This is a genomic window from Streptomyces sp. SID3212, from assembly GCF_009865405.1.
Classification (GTDB): Bacteria; Actinomycetota; Actinomycetes; order Streptomycetales; family Streptomycetaceae; genus Streptomyces.
In genome coordinates, this window is record NZ_WWJY01000105.1 from 1 (window position 1) to 18731 (window position 18731).

General features: G+C 73.8%; 9 protein-coding genes and 1 pseudogene. 3 read left to right on the top strand and 7 right to left on the bottom strand.

The annotated features are described in order from the left end of the window. The 7 genes and pseudogenes from GT042_RS02975 to GT042_RS03005 all read right to left on the bottom strand — a co-directional run. A pseudogene (locus GT042_RS02975) lies at nucleotides 1-296 on the bottom strand (hypothetical protein); the annotation flags it as partial. Then, nucleotides 293-4141 carry a DUF5682 family protein gene (locus GT042_RS02980; protein WP_161307130.1) on the bottom strand — a complete coding sequence of 1283 codons (3849 nt, stop codon included), beginning with the start codon at nucleotides 4139-4141 and terminating at the stop codon, nucleotides 293-295. The pseudogene GT042_RS02975 and the gene GT042_RS02980, both read right to left, overlap by 4 nt. Beyond that, nucleotides 4128-5288, bottom strand: a complete 1161-nt coding sequence (locus GT042_RS02985; protein ID WP_161307131.1) for an AAA family ATPase — start codon at nucleotides 5286-5288, stop codon at nucleotides 4128-4130. The genes GT042_RS02980 and GT042_RS02985 overlap by 14 nt, the downstream gene beginning before the upstream one ends. Continuing rightward, nucleotides 5285-10396 (bottom strand): hypothetical protein, encoded by a 5112-nt coding sequence (locus GT042_RS02990; RefSeq protein WP_161307132.1) that lies wholly within the window; start codon nucleotides 10394-10396, stop codon nucleotides 5285-5287. The genes GT042_RS02985 and GT042_RS02990 overlap by 4 nt, the downstream gene beginning before the upstream one ends. After that, nucleotides 10393-11289 carry a DUF4132 domain-containing protein gene (locus tag GT042_RS02995; RefSeq protein WP_161307133.1) on the bottom strand — a complete coding sequence of 299 codons (897 nt, stop codon included), beginning with the start codon at nucleotides 11287-11289 and terminating at the stop codon, nucleotides 10393-10395. Before GT042_RS02995 ends, GT042_RS02990 begins: the two co-directional genes overlap by 4 nt. 114 nt (nucleotides 11290-11403) lie before the next feature. Beyond that, a complete protein-coding gene (locus GT042_RS03000) occupies nucleotides 11404-12900 on the bottom strand; it encodes an amino acid permease (protein WP_345943663.1) in 1497 nt (498 codons plus the stop codon). A 146-nt stretch (nucleotides 12901-13046) separates the two neighbouring features. Beyond that, complete coding sequence (locus tag GT042_RS03005; protein ID WP_161307134.1) at nucleotides 13047-14093, bottom strand: hypothetical protein; 1047 nt, start codon at nucleotides 14091-14093, stop codon at nucleotides 13047-13049. 438 nt (nucleotides 14094-14531) lie between these two features. On the opposite strand from GT042_RS03005, the gene GT042_RS03010 reads away from it, so the two are divergent. The 3 genes from GT042_RS03010 to dnaG form a co-directional block, all read left to right on the top strand. Beyond that, nucleotides 14532-15872, top strand: a complete 1341-nt coding sequence (locus GT042_RS03010) for a deoxyguanosinetriphosphate triphosphohydrolase (protein ID WP_161307135.1) — start codon at nucleotides 14532-14534, stop codon at nucleotides 15870-15872. A gap of 130 nt (nucleotides 15873-16002) precedes the next feature. Further along, entirely contained in the window at nucleotides 16003-17289 is a 1287-nt protein-coding gene (locus GT042_RS03015) for an FAD-dependent oxidoreductase (protein WP_161307136.1), read from the top strand. Nucleotides 17290-17381: 92 nt separating this feature from the next. Further along, on the top strand, nucleotides 17382-18731 hold a 1350-nt coding region (dnaG, locus tag GT042_RS03020), incomplete at its 3' end, for a DNA primase (RefSeq protein WP_161307137.1).

Here is an 18731-nt window from a genome sequence, read left to right on the forward strand (position 1 = left end):
GCCGCCAGCGGCGCGCTCGACAGGACGGCCGCGCGGTGCAGACACGCGGGCGCCAACAGGCAGCCGCACACGGCGTCGGCCGCCTCGGCGACGATCCCCGCCGTGAGCCTCAGCGTCACCACCGTGTCGTCGGCGACCCGGACCAGCACGCCGTCGTCCGTGGCCTCCACCGGCCAGCCGGCCACCTTCGCCACCGCCCCGTCCACGCGCTTGCGCAGCCGTACGGGCAGCAGATCGAGCGCGGCGGCGGCCACGTCAGCGGCAACCGGTGGCAGTACCGCAGCGGATGGGGTCATCGGTGCGCACCTCCTACGCGTTCGCCGACCCAGCGGGCCAGCTCCAAGGGGCTCAGCGCCGCGACCGGCATGCCGGCCCCGACCAACTGGCCCGCGATCCCCGTCGAATAGCGCGGCCTGCCCTCGTCGTCCAGCGACGCGCAGCCGAGCACGTGGCACCCGGCGTCGACCAGGGCCCGTACCTCCGCGAGCAGCGGCGAGACCGGGCCGCCCTCCTCGAAGTCGCTGATCAGGACCACGAGGGTGCGGGACGGCACCGACACCAGCTGTCGGGCGTGGCGCAGCCCCAGCGCGATGTTCGTCCCGCCGCCGACGCTGACTTCCAGCAGCAGACTCAGGGGATCGTCGACCTGGTCGGTGAGATCGACGACCTCGGTGGAGAACGCCACGAAGTGCGTACTCACCGCGGGCACTCCCGCCAGTACGGCGGCGGTGAGCGCGGCCCAGACCGTCGAGGCCTCCATCGAGCCGGACACGTCCACGACGAGGACGAGCCGCCAGTCGGCCGTCTTGCGGGCGCGGGTACGGAACACGGGCCGCTCCGGCAGCACGGTCAACGCGCCGGTCTCGGGGTCCCGGCGGGCGGTCGCCAGGTTGGCCCGGATGGTGCGGGCCAGGTCCAGCGGGCCGCCCGGGCGGCGGGTGGGGCGCGGATGGGAGAGGCCGGTGAGCGCGGGGCGCAGCCGGTTGGCGAGCGCCTCGGTCAACTCGGCCACCAGCCTCGCCACCAGGGGGCGGAGCCGGGCCAGTTGGTGCTCGGGGAGGCCGCCCGCGTACGACAGGACGGTCCGCAGCAACTCCACGGAGGGGCGGGCCGCCGCGGGGTCCAGTTCCATGGCGGCGTCGATCCGCCCGGCGTCGGCGGCAGCGGCGAGCACCTCCTCGCGGACGCCGGGCCCGAACAACGCGGTCAACTCCTCGGACCAGGACCGCACATCGGGGTACGGCGCCCCGTCCCCGCCCCGCGAACCACCCCGTCCCTCCTCGCCCCGGGCCCCCTCACCGCGCCCGAAGCCGTACAACTCGTCCAAGGCGGCGCCCACCCGCCCGGCCCCACCCCGCAACTCCCGCCCCCTCCCGAGCAACAACCGCCACCGCTCACCGGGAGAGAGGGCGAGTACGCCCTGCCCTGCCCCCGCCGAATCCCACCGAACACCACCCAAAGCGCTCCCGCCGGCAGGGCCGAGCAGCGGTGCTCGTCCGTCCGCCGCCGACATCCTCCCGTACGCGGCGCCGGTGGCTCCCGTTGCCGCGCTCGCCGTCACGCCCGTCGCCAGGTCCGTCTCCGACGTGGCCCTCAGGTCGGCGCCCACGTCGGACGTCAGGTCCGGAACCAATCCCCTCGCCGTCAGGGCCTCCCGGCCCGCCAGGTCCGCCGATGCCAGCAGCGCCAGCGTCGCCGGGTCCGTCATCGGGCCCGGCAAGGTGCCCGCCGCCAGGCCCGTGCGGTCCTCCACCGTCGCCAGGAGCCGGCTCCTCGCCGCCGGGGAGAGCGTGTCGAAACCGGCGCGCAGGGCGGGCAGCCGGTCCAGGAAATCCCGGTCGGGCAGCGCCTCGACCCGTTCCATCAGGGGGTACAGAGCGGGACCGGTCTCCATCAGCGAACCCGCCGCCAGCAGCGCCCCGCGCAGGAACTCCCCCAGGTCCGTACGGAGCACGGACGTCGTCGCGCCGTCCACGCGGGACGCCAGCCGGACCCCGAACTCCCTCGCGTCCCCGCTCCCCAGCAGTACCCGGGCCACCCCCGCCGCGCCCCTGATCAGCGCCGTGCCATCGGCCTCCAGCCGGACCAGCGCGGCGTCGAGCCGCAGACCGCCACCGAGCGCCGCCGCGGCCCGCCCCGCCAGGGCGACCAGCGCCCGCGCGTCCTCCGCGTCGGTGGAACCCGCCAGCCCGTCCAGCGCGCGCACCCCCGCCGCGGTGAGGTCGTCGTACGCCTCGGTGAGCGCGGCCCGTTCCCACCCGTCGGGCAGGCCCGGCAGATGACCGGATCTGATCCGGTCCAACAGGTTGAGCCCGGTGAGCAGTTCGGGCAGCGTCCCGGATGCGGGCAGCAACTCGGCGGTCTCCGCAAGGCGTTCCGCGGCGAGGCCGGGCAGTCCGCACCGCGCCGCCTCCTCGAGACCCGCCAGCACCTCCGGGGCCGTCGGACCACCGAGCAGGCGCTCTCTCGTCCGCCGCTGCCGCAGCGTCCCCTCCGTGGCCTGCTCCAGCGTCACTCCGCGCACACCGGTCACATCGAGCATCGCGGCCGTCGACGGAGACCAGGACACCGTCCACCGCGTCGTCAGCGGGGCGGCGTCGCCCACGCCCGCGACGCCGCCCTCCTCCCCGTACGGGACACGGCAGGCGGCCAGCCGGCGCAGGGCCAGCTCCCGGCGCCGGTCCAGGTCGCTCCGGTGCGCGTCCAGACGCAGCTCCCGGCGGGCCGGCGCGGTCGGCGTGGGCAGTGACAGCCCACCGAGGAGCGTCTCGACGGACGGTCCGAGCCCCGAACGCGGCGTCCCGGGCGCGAGCCGTCCCTGCCGGGTCCCGACCAGGACCTTCTCCATGGCCGCGGCCACGACGCGGCCCCGCCCGTACAACTGCCCCTGCGTGAGGACGGTCTGCGCCGCCTCCACCAACTCGCCGCGCCCGGCGGCCGGAAGCCCGCGCAGCGCCGCGAGGTCCCGGGCGACCCGGACCACCTCACGGGCGTCGGCGGGGCCGCTGGGGTGACCGCCGTCCCGTACGGCCACACAGATCCGTACGGCGGTCGCCGTCAACAGGTCGTCCAGCAGCACCGGATCGCCCGCCGCGAGATGCACCCCGCGCTGCCACTCCGGATCCCTGATCCCGGCCGGATACCCGGACCGCTCGTCCAACAGGGCATAGGAATACGGCACGAGCGAGGTGACCGCACCCCCACCCTTGGCGGATGCCGAGGCGTCACCTCCCACCGCCCGCACCACCCGCACCACGCCGTCCCCGGCGGCCCGGTCCACGCGGACTCCCGCAGACCGCGCCTCCCCGTCCCCGGCGGCCCGCGCCACGTCAGCGCCTGCGGATCGCGAAGCGTCTGCCCCGGCGGCCCGCGCCGCGTCGGCCCCCACGGACCGGGCCGCATCGGCCCCTGCGGCCCCCGCCTCGTCCGGTCCATCCCACACCAGCGCGGGCGCGTGGAAGGCCCCGATCACCGCGGCCGTACGGCGGCCGGCCCGTTCGGCCAGGTGGCGGCGCATGTTCGCCTCCCGGCGGAGGTCGTAGGGGTCCACCGCACCCGCGTCCGCCCGCAGCGCCCAGCCCACCAGCAGCGCGGCCCGCCGCAGTGCCTCCGGTCCCGAACCCGGGGCCATGGTCTCGACCAGCCGGTCCCACAGATCGTCCCCGCCCCGCCCCCCGACCCGCGCCCGCAACGCGGCACTCAACGCCCCGCCGTGACCGTCCCCCTCCGCGCCGCCGCCCGGGACCCGCTCCTCCCGTGCCCCCAGCGGCAGGTCGAACGCGACCACCTCCACCCCCGCCTCCCGCGCCCAGCGGATCGCCGCCAGCTCCGGGGAGAACTCCGCGAACGGCAGGAACACCAGCCCGCCGCCCGTTCCGTCGCTCCGGCCGCCCGCCAGGGCCACCGGCGGGACCGTCGCCGGGTCGGCGAGATACGGCAGCCAGGGCGCGAACTCCTCCGGCAGTTCGACGAACAGCACCTCCGGTGCCGCGTGCGTCAGCATCGCCGGTACGGCGGCGGCCAACGCGGGGGAGTGGTGCCGTACCCCGATCAGATACGGCTCCGTGCAGTCGGCCAGCCGGTTCAGCGCCTTCCCGGGCGCGGGCGCCTCCCCGAGCCCCGCCCCCTCACCCCAGTTCATCGCGCAGCTCCCACAACGTCCTCCACAGCGGTGCTCCCGCCTCCGCGCGGCGGCGGATCGGGCCGTCCCAGTAGCCCAGCAGCCTCGCGTGGTCGGCCGGGTCGTCCTTCTGGACCGTGCCCAGCAGGTGGCCGGGCAGCATGCGGAGCACGTCGCGGCCGTCGCCCAGGTAGGCCGCTCCCAGGCCCATCGCCGTGGCCACCTGGACCGCCTCCGCCGTCGACATGACCGTCGAGGGGCGTTCCACCTCCCAGCCCTCCGCGCTCCTCCCCGTCCGTAGGTCCCGGAACGCGGTGATCAGGGCCTCCAGCACGGTGTCGTCCACCGAGAACTCCGCCCCGCCGCGCACCAGTGCCGCCGTCGCCTGCCCGCGTACCAGCGCCGTCTCGGCGTCCAGGTCGTCGATCGGGCCCACCGTCTCGAAGTTGAAGCGCCGTTTCAGCGCGGCGGACATCTCGGAGACGCCCTTGTCGCGCAGGTTGGCCGTGGCGATCAGCGTGAAACCGGGCGCCGCGTGCACCGTGCTGTCGCCGTCCTCCCCGCCCGCCAGTTCCGGCACGGACATCCGGCGTTCGGAGAGCAGCGAGACCAGCGCGTCCTGCACCTCGGGCAGACAGCGCGTGACCTCCTCGATCCGCGCCACCGCGCCTCGGGTCATGGCCCGCAGGACGGGGGAGGGGACCAGCGCGTCCCGGCTCGGGCCCTTGGCCAGCAGCATCGCGTAGTTCCAGCCGTAACGCAGCTGGTCCTCCGTGGTCCCCGCCGTGCCCTGCACCGTGAGCGTGCTCGTACCGCACACGGCGGCCGACAACAGCTCGGAGAGCATCGACTTGGCCGTCCCGGGCTCGCCCACGAGCAGCAGCCCGCGCTCGCCCGCGAGCGTCACCACACACCGCTCCACCAGCGACCGGTCGCCCACGAACTTCCGGGACACCGCGAGCTTCCCGCCGTCCGGCGCCCTGAGCTGTTCGCCGTCCGTGCCGCACACGAACAGCACCACCGCGCGAGGGGTCAGCCTCCAGCCGGGCGGTCGCGGGCCGTTGTCGTACGACGCCAGGAACGCCAGCTCCGCCGCGAAGCGGTCCTCCGGCAGCTCCACCTGCCGGGCGCCGCCCGTCCTCGCCGCCGGTACGGTCTGTTCCCTCATCGTCTGCCTCCCCGGCCGCCACGGCCCTTGAACTCCTCGAACGCCGGCACGTCGCCGTCGCCCAACCGCCGCCACGCGGCCTCGAACAGCGCGGGCACCGGCAGGTCGGGCACCACGAAGCCCGGCCTGTCCCACGGCAGCAGCGCCGTCTTCCAGCTCTCCACGGGCAGCCGGGGCGCGTCCTTCTCCTCCAGCCAGCCGCCGGGCAGGAACAGCGTGCGTCCCGCGCGTGCGCGCCTGCCCTCCACCACCAGGTCCGTGGCGGCCAGTTCGGCCCGCGCCTTCTTCAACCGGGCCGGCTTCCACCCCGTCCACGCCGCCTGGTTGCGGTCCGTCGGATCGGGCAGCGCCAGCAGCATCAGGTAGAGGGCCGACGCGTCCTCCGAGATCCCGGACCGGCGCGCGACATCGGCCACCAGCCCCTCCACGCTCACCTGCGGGTTCTGCGGCGGTCCTGCCGGGCCGTCCGCCGAGACCAGCGCCAGGAACTCGTCACTCAGGACAGCCCGCAGCGCCTCCAGCCCCGACGCCTTCCCCGCCGTGGCCACGAGCAGCTTGAGGTCCGGGTGGTCGGGACCGCCGCCGCCCCCGCCGTCGGCCCCCGGCTCGGGCAGGACGGCCGACGGCCGCACCCACACCTCCTCGCCCGTCCCCCACCGCGTCGGCCTCAGGACCAGCGCCGCCGACAGCTCGAACATCTCGGCGTCGCCGGCGGCCCGCTTCGGCCCCAGTCCGTACGCCTCCCGCAGACGCGGCGACACCGGGTCGTAGGCGGAGTCCCGGTCCACCCCCAGGTCCAACAGCAGACCCGGGTCGGCGAGCCGCTCCCGCAGCCCGAGCACCGTCTCCGGCAGCACCGTCCGCAGCGGATCGCCGAACGGAAGCCGGTACGCGAGCCAGCGCAGCGCCTCGACCCAGCTGCCCAGCACGCCCCCGGTGAGCAGCCGCGCCGGGTCGACCGGTGCCAGCTCGCCCTCCACCGGGCGCTGTTCCGTACGCCCCGTCAGCTCGGTCTGCCACGCGGGGTTGAGCACCGCGTCCACCGCCTGACTCGCGTGCAGCTCGGCGGCCACCCCACGGATCACGGCAGGAGGCAGGACCCGCCGCTTGCCGCGTGTCGCGATCCACTCGCCCACCAGCGGCTCCGCCGGGAACCCGGCCGTCCACAGGTCGGCCACCCGCTCCGGGTCGGCCGGCAGCAGCAGCGCGGTGAACGACCGCCGCTGCTCGCCGCCCAGCGCGCTCAGCAGGGACACCGCCCACTCCAGCTCGGGCTTCTTCACGTCCAGCGGCTCCAGGTACTCCGCGGGCACCTGATTCCCCCGGTAGCGGTTCAGCCCCGGGCAGCCCAGCTGGAACAGCACGCCCGCCGACGGTGTGATCCCCACCCGCTCCGCGAACTCCACGCCCAGCTCCGGGCGGTACGGCAGCGGCCCGCGCTCACGCACCGCCTCCACCAGGCGGCGCACCGCGGGCGCCCGCACCGGGTCGTCCGCCGCGCCCAGCACCTGGGACCTGGTCACCGTGGTGCCCTCCCAGGCCCCGAAGACGCTGGCCGGGTCGTACTCCAGGCACTGCCAGTACCGCTCCTTCTCGTCGGCCCGCGAACAACCGACGAGCAGCAGCCGCCGCGCGCCCGCGTGCCGCACCTCGCCGCGCAGCCGGTCGGCGGCGTTGTCGGCGGCGTTTTCGTCTTCGTCTTCGTCGGCGTCCCCCTGGGGACCGACCGGCATCCGCAGCTCCACGATCCGCAGCCGCCCCCGCGGGTCGACCATGATCGCCGCACCATCGTCCTCGCCGGGAACGCCCTCACCGGGAGAGCCCTCGCCGGATCCGGCCTCCTCCCCTCCCACCCGCACGGCCAGCGCCGCGTCCAAGAGCTCCAACAGGGCCTCGCGTTGCGGCTCAGGTGTCACCGGTACGGCGGCCCGGACCGCGAGCGCCACCAGCGTGGATCCGTACACGGGCACCCAGCCGCCGCTCTCGGCGGCGGCCTCGGTCCGCCGCCCCGGGACGCCGTCCGCCGCGAGCAGCGCCGACAACCGCCCGATCTGGTCGAAGATCGCCGTCGAGTCCTGGGAGTTGTTCCGGTAGCCGAAGTAGTACCCGTCGGGCGCCAGGCCCCCGAACGCCTCCTCCAGCACCTTGTCGTACGCATGACGCACCGTCGGCCCGTCCGCCGTCAGGTCCCCGGGACCCCGCTCGGCCCGCTCCGCGAGCTTCGCGAGGCGTTCCGCGTGGCGGGCCGCCTCCTTCACCACGCCGGCCACCCCCGCCACCAGCCCCGGGTGGGTGACCTCCGGCAGCAGCGCGCGCACCGCCGCGTCCGGCTCCGAACCGCCGGCGACGGCCGACAGCAACGCCTCCGCGTCCGCGTCCGTCACCGCGCGCAGCGCGGCCGATCCCCGTTCGTCGCGGGGCCGCAGCGCGTGCCAGTGCGAGGTCGGCGGGACGAGCGGGGTGCCCGCTCCGTACGGCCCCTCCGTGCCGCCCGCGGTGTGCCGCGCGACGCAGGTCCCCTCGCCGTCGTACAGGTCGATCTGCGCCCCGCCGTACGCCGCCTTCTCACGCGGGTGCAGGACGGCTCCGCCCGGCAGCCGCAGCGGCGGCAGCGGGATTCCGGAGTGCTCCGGGACGGCCGGACCGCGGCTGCCGTCCACCGAACAGGCCGTCAGCGTCCGCCCGTCCGGGTCGTACGTCACGTACCAGCCCAGCAGCCCGTCCTTCGTCCCGAACGGGGAGGACTCCAGACCGGGACGTACGGGAAGCAGCCGGCAGGCGTTCTCCCGCAGCCGGATCGCGTCGCCGGTCAGGGCCGTCGCGAAGAAGGCCGGCACGGAGACGCGGCCCCGGCGGGCCGACGCGGGGTCGTACTCCCACCACTGGTCCTCGTGCAGGACCCAGACGGAGATGCCGTCCGAGGCGACCGGTCGGCACTCGTCCGCGAACGAGATGTCGCCCGGGTGGACCGGCCGGCCGCCGTAGCACCGGCTGCCGTCGGCCAGGGGGAGCGAGGGCGTGCCGCCGCCGTTGCCCTGGCCGTGGATCTGGCCCTGGGGCTTGAAGATCTCGGTGGGACGGCCCGACCACACGCCGCGCCGGTCGTCACCCCATCCGTTGACGACGAGCCACTGACCGTCCACGTAGGCGATGTTGGTCGTGTCCCACGAGGTCTTCGAGACCGCGGGCAGCGTGAGCGTCCGCCGGTCGAGCACCTGGTCGGGACCGACGGCCGCCACCTGGAGGCCGACCCGGACGAGCAGGGCGGGCCAGGCGTCCGTCAGCCGGTACGTCTCGTCCGTGCCCGCCCTGACCCTGCCGCCCGGAGCCGCGTTCTTCGCGATCTTCCCCAGGTGCGGCAGGGCCTCCTCCAACCCCTGATGGCCCAGCTCGTCGAGGATCCCGGCGCGCAGGGTCCTGGCCAGGGCGGGGGCGGGGGACACCGCCGTGATCCGCCGGACCGCTTCGGGCGCCGTGGCCAGCACGGACGGCGACGAGAAGCGCGACAACCGGTGCAGCCTGTCGTTCAGCTCGGGCAGCCCGAACGGCCGGGCCAGGTCGTCGGCCCGCTCCTCCAGCCAGCCCGCGAGCACCGTGCGCAGCGCCGGGTGACGGGCCATCGATTCGAGCAGCTCGGACGCACCGCCCCGGCCGGCCTCCTGCTCCACGGCGCCCCGCAGCGCCCGGGCGAACCGCGGCTCCGAGGTCACCGCCAGCAGATCCCTGCGGCCCTCCCCCGTGTCGGACACCCAACTGCCCAGGTGCACTCCTCTCCCCTCGTCGGAGAGATCCTCGACCGGCACGCCCCAGGACAGACAGGCGTCCAGCAGGTCCAGGTCCACCCCGGTCCGCCACCCGGTCCCGCTGCTCAGCCGGACCGGCACCGCGTCCGCGACCAGCCGGCCCACCAGCCGCTCCACCAGGGTCAGTTCGGCGGCGAGCCGCGGGGTCTGCCCCCAGCCGCGCTGCCGGTGGGCCGCCCAGGACGTCACCCAGCCGGCCGCCGGGACCGAGCCGTCCAGCAGCAGGTCCACCGCCCCGCACCGCTCCAGCAGCGCCAGCCACGACTCGTCGAACGCCGCCGCGTCGCCGCCCGGAGCGGGCATCAGCGTCAACAGCCGCTCCCGCACCGCCCGGTCCTCGGTCGCCACGTCCGACAGGGCCGGCAGGGCGGCCTGCCAGAAACTCACCGCCGCGCGGTTCATCGCGCCCGTGTGGATGATCTCCGCGAGCAGGGACCGCTCCTCGGCGCGCGCGTCGAGCCCCGCGCCCTTCGACAGCCGGCGCAGATCCTCCAGCATCCCCGCGTAGGGGGCGAGTCCGGACGCGCACCGCTCCACGGACAGGGTCCTGAACTGGGCGTACGCCTCCTCGGGCGACAGCCGTACCGTCAGCCCCCTGGCATGCTCGCGCAGCGCCTTCCCGCTGAGCGCGCCCGCCGCGGCGAACTCCAGGAAGACCTCCCGGAGCCGCTCCTCGTCCACCGCCAGCGCGTACCGCTGCTCGGCCGTCCTGGCCTTGCCGAAGAACGTCGCCGCCTGCGCCGTCGACTCGACGGCCAGGAAGAGCCGCGCCACCTGTTCGTAGAAGGTGGGCAGGAAGTGCGGTACGGAACGGTCGAGCCGCTCCCCGATCTCGTCGAACCCCTCCTTCGCCAGCCCCGGCTTGGTGGCCACGAGCCGCGCGAGGCGCTCCATCTCCTTGACCACGGCGAGCGCGTGATGCCCGTTGCCCGGGTCGTTCACGAGCGCCCACGCGGGGAAGCCGAGGGACTGCCGCTTCACCCGGCCGACCTCCGCCACCTCCGCGGCGGAGAAGCCCAGATATTCGACGGAGAGATCCTCGGCGGCCCCGATCGCGCCGGGCACCAGCCGTACCACCGTGCGCCCGTCGAGCACGGGATGGCCGTACGACCTCGCCGTCAGCACATCGCCCAGCGTGGCCCCGCCCTCCGCTCCGAGCGGCAGCACCGCCCCGGCGTCCAGCAGATCCGCGGCCGGCAGACCCGCCTCCGGCGGTCGCCCGTCATCCACCGCGTTCCCGTTCACCACGCCCCCGTTCACAGCGCCCCCACGCACCGCGTTCTCGCTCACAGCACCCCCGCTCACAGCGCCCCCTCCTCTTCGCTCTCGACCACACGCCCCGCGAACACCAGCGCGGCCATCCGCTCACCCTCGGACCAGGCGACCGGCCCCACCTCACCGAGCGGCAGCCGCCGCCCCGTACCGTCCCGCCACTCCAGCGCCCCCGTCCGCGCCTCCGCGTCCGGGTAGTCACCCCCCAGCCAGTACGCCGCCTCCAACTGCCGCCCGTCCTCGACCAGCCGGCACAGCGCCTGACCGCCCCGCACCCGGTAACCGAGCGTCAGCGCCCGCCCGGTGGCGTGCCGCAGTTGGGCGAACTTCCCGTTCGCGTACGCGCTCCAGGCCGTGTCCGCGCCGGTCGGGCCGCCGACCCCCGCCGGCCGCTGCCACACCTCGCGGAACAGCTGCTCCACACCCTGCTCGACCTTCAGCTCCGCCGCGAACTCCCGCAGCTCCGCCAGGTCTTCGAGCAGCACCGGATGGGGGATCAGCACCGACGTCACCTCCGCCGGGTCCAGCCACACCGAGTCCCCGTCGAGATCCACGATCCCGAGCCCCCTCACTGGATCCGCGTCCCGCAGGAACCCGGCGCGCGTGGTGTCCGCCGCCCCGTCCGCGCCCACCGGTGCCACCACCAGGTCCCGCAGCGCCGCCTGCCACGCCGTGTCCGGCCACACCCGCGCCAGCAGCGCGACCGGCACCGGCAGCGACCGCACCAGCCAGGCGTCCACCTGCTCCCGGCACTCGCTCTCGTGCCGCGCCAGCCACTCGGCCAACTGCCGGAGCCGGACCACCTCGACGTCGTCCTTGAGCTTCGGCGGCACCTGCTTCAGCGCCCTGCCGGCGGCATTGCGGCACAGCACCCGCGTGCCCTCCAGCGAGACGGCGTACCCGCCCGCCGTTTCGATCCAACCCATGGCAGGACCCCTCCCCGACCTTCTGGTTCTCGAACTGATCACCACGTTAGGCGGGGGGTCTGACATCGGCCCGATCGGGCCGGTGAGCTGCGGGAACTCCGAGGTGTCCCCGCGTCAGACGATGTCCTCCATCTGCTGGATGTCCCGGGGCGAGTGGGAGTGGGTACGGGTCTCCTGGACGCGGCGCGCGAACGGCCAGTACGCCGTCGCCAGCAGCAGCGCCCCGGCCAGCGCGGCCACCGCGTAGTTCATCGTGTCGATGGTGACGGGGTAGCTCTGCGGCAGGCAGAACAGCACCGTGCAGAAGGTCACCCAGACCACCGCCGTCCAGCCCACCAGGTTGCTCCAGCGGCCGAGGTGCCACGGGCCGGGGGTGAACCGCTCGGGGCGCACGAGCTTGAGGAAGACCGGGATGATGTACACCGGCGTGATTCCGACGACGCTGATCGCCGTTATGGCGCCGTACGCGGTGGTCGACCACAGCGACGGCAGGGTCAGCGCGAAGGCCGCGACGACCGTCATGCACACCGCCCAGTACGGCACCAGAGTGCGGCGGCTGATGCGGCGCCAGAGGTGCGAGAAGGGGAGTTCGCCGTCGCGGCTGACGGCGAAGACCATCCGCGAACCCGACGTGGTCACGGCGATCGTGCAGAAGAACATCGCGCCGATCACCAGGAGCAGCATCAGCGTCGCGCCGTCGGTGCCGAGCGCGTCGATGAGGATCTGGGCCGGCGGCACCCCGGTCCCGGTCGCCTGGGTGGCGGCGTAGTCCTGGATGGCGAACGTCAGGCCGGCCAGCAGGATGAACCCGCCGATCCACGACCAGACGATGGACTTGATGATGCCGCGCGGCGCCGAGACGGCGGCCTGGGTGGTCTCCTCCGACAGGTGCGCGGAGGCGTCGTACCCGGTGAAGGTGTACATGGTGAGCAGCAGGCCCAGCGCGCACACGTACAGCGGATTCGAGAAGCCCGTGTCGTTGACGAACTCACCGAAGACAAAACCGGGCGACTGGTGGCTGTCGGGCAGGATCCACAGCGTGCCGACGATGGTCACGATGCCGACCAGGTGCCACCACACGCTCAGGTCGTTGAAGAACGCGGCGATCCGCACCCCGCACAGGTTGATCGCCGCGACGGCGATCAGGATGACCGCGAGGATCAGCAGCGTCGAGCCGGGGGTGGGTTTGTAGCCCGTCTGGAGGCTCAGCAGCGCGCCGAGGAAGGCCGCGGCGCCGTAGCCGCTGCCGGCCAGACCGCCCAGCATGCCGAGCAGGTTGATCCACCCGGTGTAGTACCCCCAGCGCGGTCCGCCGAGGATACGGGCCATGTAATACATGGCCCCCGACGTGGGGTACGCGCTGGTCACCTCCGCCAGGGCCATCCCGATGACCAGGACCATGGCCCCGGCGCCGACCCAGCCCCACATCATGACGGCCGGGCCGCCGTGGCCCATGCCGTATCCGTAGAGGGTCATGCAACCGGTCAACACCGAGATGACACTGAAACTGATGGCGAAGTTCCCGAACGGGCCCATGCGCCGGGCCAGAACGGGCTGGTAGCCCAGTTCCTTGAGGCGTTGCGCGTCCGGGGTGTCGCCCCGGTCGCCGATCGCGGGGGTCCGGGAGGTGCCGGAGGTCCCGGTCGGCGAACCGGTCGGTGAGGTGCCTGTCGAGGAAGACAACGGTCGTCCTTCTGCCGTGGTGGGGGGATGGGGGGGGCGGGAACGGAGAGGGTGCGAAGAAGAACCGGACGCGGTCAGGTGGCCGGCCGGTGCCGGTGTCTGCCGAACCGCGCCGGGCTCGTCCGCGCGGACGACTCGGCGACACTCAGGCACTGGCTGCGGCAGCGCGCGATGTGGTCGACCAGCGCGTCCTTGTCCCCCGGGTCGGCGAGCCGGAACTGCCAGGGGCGCGGCGTGATGTGACGTCCCATCGCCTGGAACACCCTCCCCGCCTCCTCGTACTGCTGGCCGGCCCACAACGCGTGTGCGAGGTAGTTGAGGTCCTGTACGGAACGCTCGCCCTCCGTGCGGAGGGCGAACCATCCGTGGAAGGCGGACAGCGCGTCCTGGATCGCGTAACTGTTCAGCCAGTGCATGTCGAGCGCTTCCCTGGGAAGCCGCAGCCACCGCTCGACCCGTACGTACACCGGCAGCATCAGCAGGGCCGCCGCCGCGGGCTGTTCCGCCCGGCTGAGCACCCACCGCGCGTAGCCGTCCGCGTGGCTGACCGCGGAGGCGTCGGGCCGGCTGAGCCAGTACTGGAGCATCCGGTGGTACGCCTCGCGGTTGTACGGGTCCAGGGCGTCCGCCCGCCGCAACAGCCCCCAGGGTCCGGCCGGCAGCATGGGGTCGGAGGCCTTCACCCGGTGCTCGCCGGCCTGTTGGTCCTCGTCGATGACGGCGAGGGCCAGGAAGCAGGTCCAGGGCACGGGGTTGTCCATCGCCGCGTGTACGGCGGTACGGCAGGCGCCGAGGGCCGTGTGCCACAGGCTGTCCGCGTTCGGATGCCCGCCCCGGAACGCCCGGAGCGCCCGCTCGGACGCGACACGCGCGAGCATCACCGTGGCGGTGGCGTCGGGTTCGTCGTCCGCCCACGCCTCGACGACGTCGGTGCCGGCGGCGGAGGCCGCGAGAACCTGGCTGCGGTACGTCCAGGTCGCCCAGGAGCGTGAGGTGTCCGTACGCGCGAGCAGCGTCCGCATGGACATCCACCGGCCCAGCGCGATTTCCTCCAGGGCCACCCTCAACTCGGTGTCGGCGCCCGCCGGATGCATCACCGGGCGCCAGTCGCCTTCCGCCATGCTCAGCCCCTCGCGACGCCGGTGCCACGGACGTGGGCCGAGGACGCGGCGGTGGTACGGGGCACACGGCCGGCGGGACGTGTCGGGCGGGCCGGGCGGGTCTGTAAAGCGGCAGCGAACGTCGTTTCCACAGATCCCCCTTCCTCCACGGGACTTCCCCGTGGAGCGTGAGGCTTTCCATGAAGCAGCCCCCACCGCGGTCCATTGCACACTACACGGTGTGTTCGATCACTTACGGAATCTTTTCGCAAATTAAGAATCGCAACTCGGCCACAATGTGCGCACAATGCGCACCGCCGCAGGAGGGAAATCCACTCCCCATTCCATTTCCACCCCCAGCGACCTGTCCGAGCCGGTCCGAGCCGGTCCGGGCCCCTCCGGGCGATACGCCGTGGCCCGGGGGGACCCGCTGTCGGTCCCTCCGGTTACCTTCGATACATGGCAGGCACCACCGGCACGACCTCGTCCCACTCCCCGGCCCCCGCGACCCCCTCGACCCCTTCCACCCCTTACGACAGCGCCGCCACCGAGCGCTGGGCCCCGGAGCCCGACAAACGGCCCGGCAGGACCGCGTTCCAGCGCGACCGCGCCCGCGTGCTGCACTCCGCCGCGCTGCGCCGCCTGGCGGGCAAGACGCAGGTGGTCACCCCGGGCACCCGTAACCAGGACTGGGACGCCAGCGCGCGCACGCGCCTTACGCACTCGCTGGAGTGCGCCCAGGTGGGCCGCGAGCTGGGCGCGGCCCTCGGCTGCGATCCGGATCTCGTCGAGACCGCTTGCCTGTCCCACGACATGGGCCACCCGCCCTTCGGCCACAACGGCGAGCAGGCCCTGAACGACTTCGCCGAGGACTGCGGCGGCTTCGAGGGGAACGCGCAGTCGCTGCGCCTGCTGACCCGGATCGAGCCCAAGCGGTTCGTCGTGTCCGAGGAGACGGGCGAGCCGGTCAGCGTCGGCCTCAACCTGACCAGGGCCGCCCTGGACGCCGCGACGAAGTACCCCTGGCCGCGCGGCGCCCACCCCACCGAGCCCGCCTCCGCGAAGTTCGGCGTGTACGAGGACGACCTGCCGGTCTTCGCCTGGGCCCGGGAAGGCGCCCCGGCGGGCCGTACGTGCTTCGAGGCGCAGGTCATGGACTGGTCCGACGACGTCGCCTACTCGGTCCACGACTTCGAGGACGGGCTCCACGCCGGCCATGTGGACCCGGCCGCCCTCTCCTCCGCGACCGAGCGGGACTCGATCTGGGCGGTCGCGACAGGCCGGTACGTCCCCGCGGACACCGACCCGGCCGAGCTGTCCGCCGCGCTGGACCGCCTCATGGGACAGCGCTGGTGGCCGCACGGCTACGACGGCTCCGCCGTCGCCCAGGGCCGCCTCAAGGACGCCACCAGCCAGCTCATCGGCCGCTTCTGCCTGGCCGCGGAGGGCGCCACCCGCGAGGCGTACGGCACGGGCCCGCTCACCCGGTACGGCGCCGAGCTGGTCGTCCCGCGCGAGGCGCGCCTCGAGTGCGCGGTCCTCAAGGCCGTCGCCGACCGTTACGTCATGCAGCGGGCCGAGCAGGAGACCCTCCGCGCCGACCAGCGGATCGTCCTGGCCGAGCTGGCCGAGGCGCTCACGGCGGGCGCCCCGGAGGGGTTGGACCCGCAGTTCCGCGCGCTGTTCGACACGGCCGGGGACGACCGTGCCCGCAAGCGGGTGATCGTCGACCAGATCGCCTCCCTCACGGACGCGGCAGCCCGCTCCCTGCACGGCGGCCTCCACGGAAGAGGGCGCTGAGGACGGACGAGCGCACGGACGGGGCCCCTCACCCCCCGCCCGCCGCACAGCACCGGCGCGCCCCCTCTTCCGCCACTACGCTCCGTACGGGACGCTCGCAGATGGCGGCTGAGCAAAAAGGAGGCATCAAGTGGTCGACGCACATCGGACATTTGTCATCGTCGGCGGCGGGCTCGCCGCGGCGAAGGCCGCGGAGACCCTCCGGACGGAGGGCTTCACCGGCCGGGTGATCCTGATCGGCGACGAGCGCGACCATCCCTACGAGCGCCCACCCCTCTCCAAGGGCTATCTGACCGGCAAGGACGAGCGCGACAGCGTCTTCGTGCACGAGCCCGCCTGGTACGCGCGGTCCCAGGTCGAGCTGCACCTGGGCCAGACGGTCACCTCGATCGACCGCAGCACCCGCTGCGTGCACCTCGGCGACGGCACCTCCGTGCACTACGACAAGCTGCTGCTGGCCACCGGCTCGGAACCGCGCCGCCTCGACGTCCCCGGTACGGATCTGGTGGGCGTCCACCACCTGCGCCGCCTCGCCCACTCCGACCGGCTGCGCCAGGTGCTCTCCGCCCTGGGCCGGGACAACGGCCACCTGGTCGTCGCCGGGGCCGGCTGGATCGGCCTGGAGGTCGCCGCGGCGGCCCGGGAGTACGGCGCCGAGGTCACCGTCGTCGAGTCCGCGGCCACCCCGCTGCACCAGGTCATCGGCCCCGAGCTGGGCCAGCTCTTCACCGACCTGCACCGCGAGCACGGAGTCCGCTTCCACTTCGGGGTACGGCTCACCGAGATCGTCGGCCAGGACGGCATGGTCCTGGCGGCCCGTACGGACGACGGGGAGGAGCACCCCGCCCACGACGTGCTCGCCGCGATCGGCGCCGCTCCCCGGGTCTCCCTGGCCGAGGCGGCCGGCCTCACCCTCGCCGACCGCGCCACGGGCGGCGGCATCGCCGTGGACGCCTCGCTGCGCACCTCGGACCCGGACATCTTCGCGGCCGGGGACGTGGCCGCGTTCCCGCTCTCCGGCTGGGGCGAGGGCCTGCCCGTCGACCGGGTGCGCGTCGAGCACTGGGCCAACGCCCTGAACGGTGGCTCCGCCGCCGCGCGGGCGATGCTCGGCCAGGAGGTCACGTACGACCGGATCCCGTACTTCTTCTCCGACCAGTACGACCTGGGCCTGGAGTACTCGGGCTGGGCGCCGCCCGGCTCGTACGACCAGGTGGTGGTCAGGGGCGACGCGGGAAAGCGCGAGTTCATCGCCTTCTGGACCAAGGACGGCCGGGTGCTCGCCGGGATGAACGTCAACGTGTGGGACGTCACCGAGGACATCCAGCGCCTGATCCGCTCCGGCGCCCGGCTGGACCCGGAGGCGCTCGCCGACCCGTCGGTGCCGCTCGCCTCGCTGGCCACCGACGGCACCTGACACCTCCGGTGGCCCCGGTCCCGGCCGTTCCGAAGCGCCTCCTCCCGACCGCACTGTCGGCCGGTGTCGTAGCGCCACCGTAGAATCCACGCGTGGCCGGCAGGATCAACGATGACGACGTGAAGGCGGTTCGGGACGCGGTCCCGATCGACGCCGTCGTGTCCGAATACCTCCAGTTGCGCAGCGCGGGCGGCGGAAACCTGAAAGGGCTCTGCCCCTTCCACGACGAGAAGTCCCCCTCCTTCCAGGTCAGTCCGAGCAAGGGTCTCTTCCACTGCTTCGGCTGCCAGGAGGGCGGGGACACCATCGCCTTCGTGATGAAGCTCGACCACCTCTCCTTCTCCGAGACGGTCGAGCGCCTCGCCGCCCAGGCGGGCATCACCCTGCGGTACGAGGAAGGCGGCTACAACCCGGCGGGCCAGCGCGGCGAGCGCACCCGGCTGGTGGAGGCCCACAAGGCCGCCGCGCTGTTCTACGCCGAGCAGCTGTCGGGCGCCGAGGCCGAGATCGGCCGCAAGTTCCTCGCCGAGCGCGGCTTCGACCAGGCGGCGGCCGAGCACTTCGGCGTCGGGTACAGCCCGGTCGGCTGGGACCACCTCACGAGCCATCTGCGCGGCAAGGGCTTCTCCGACAAGGAGTTGCTGCTCTCCGGTCTCTCCCAGGACGGCCGCCGCGGCCCGATCGACCGCTTCCGCGGCCGGCTGATGTGGCCCATCAGGGACATCTCCGGCGAGGTGGTCGGCTTCGGCGCGCGCAAGCTGCGCGACGACGACAACGGTCCGAAGTACCTCAACACCCCCGAGACCGCGATCTACAAGAAGTCCCAGGTGTTGTACGGCGTCGACCTGGCGAAGAAGGACATCGCCAAGGCCAGCAGGGCCGTGGTGGTCGAGGGCTACACCGACGTGATGGCCTGCCACCTGGCCGGCGTCACCACCGCCATCGCCACCTGCGGCACCGCCTTCGGCGCCGACCACATCAAGATCCTCAGACGGCTGCTGATGGACAACGGCAGCGCACGCGTGATCTTCACCTTCGACGGGGACGCGGCCGGCCAGAAGGCCGCGCTGCGCGCCTTCGAGGACGACCAGAAGTTCGCCGCCGAGACGTACATCGCCATCGCCCCCGACAACATGGACCCCTGCGACCTGCGCCTCGCCAAGGGCGACGAAGCGGTCCAGGACCTGGTCGAACCGCGCACGCCCCTCTTCGAGTTCGCGATCCGCCAGATCGTCTCGCGCTACGCGCTGGAGACCCCGGCGGGGCGCGCCGCCGCCCTGGACGAGGCGGCGCCGATCGTGGCCCGGATCAAGAACGGCGCGTCGCAGCACGAGGTCGCCGTCCAGCTCGCCGGGATTCTCGGCATCCTGGACACCCAGTTCGTGGTCAAGCGGGTGGCGCAGGTGGCGCGTTGGGCGCGCGACCGGGGCGGGCGCGGCCCG

What these genes read in the sequence shown, in the direction of transcription:
- GT042_RS02980 (WP_161307130.1), bottom strand. Translation starts at nt 4,141, where the DNA reads ATGAACTGGGGTGAGGGGGCGGGGCTCGGGGAGGCGCCCGCGCCCGGG.
- GT042_RS02985 (WP_161307131.1), bottom strand. Translation starts at nt 5,288, where the DNA reads ATGAGGGAACAGACCGTACCGGCGGCGAGGACGGGCGGCGCCCGGCAG.
- GT042_RS02995 (WP_161307133.1), bottom strand. Translation starts at nt 11,289, where the DNA reads ATGGGTTGGATCGAAACGGCGGGCGGGTACGCCGTCTCGCTGGAGGGC.
- GT042_RS03005 (WP_161307134.1), bottom strand. Translation starts at nt 14,093, where the DNA reads ATGGCGGAAGGCGACTGGCGCCCGGTGATGCATCCGGCGGGCGCCGAC.
- GT042_RS03010 (WP_161307135.1), top strand. Translation starts at nt 14,532, where the DNA reads ATGGCAGGCACCACCGGCACGACCTCGTCCCACTCCCCGGCCCCCGCG.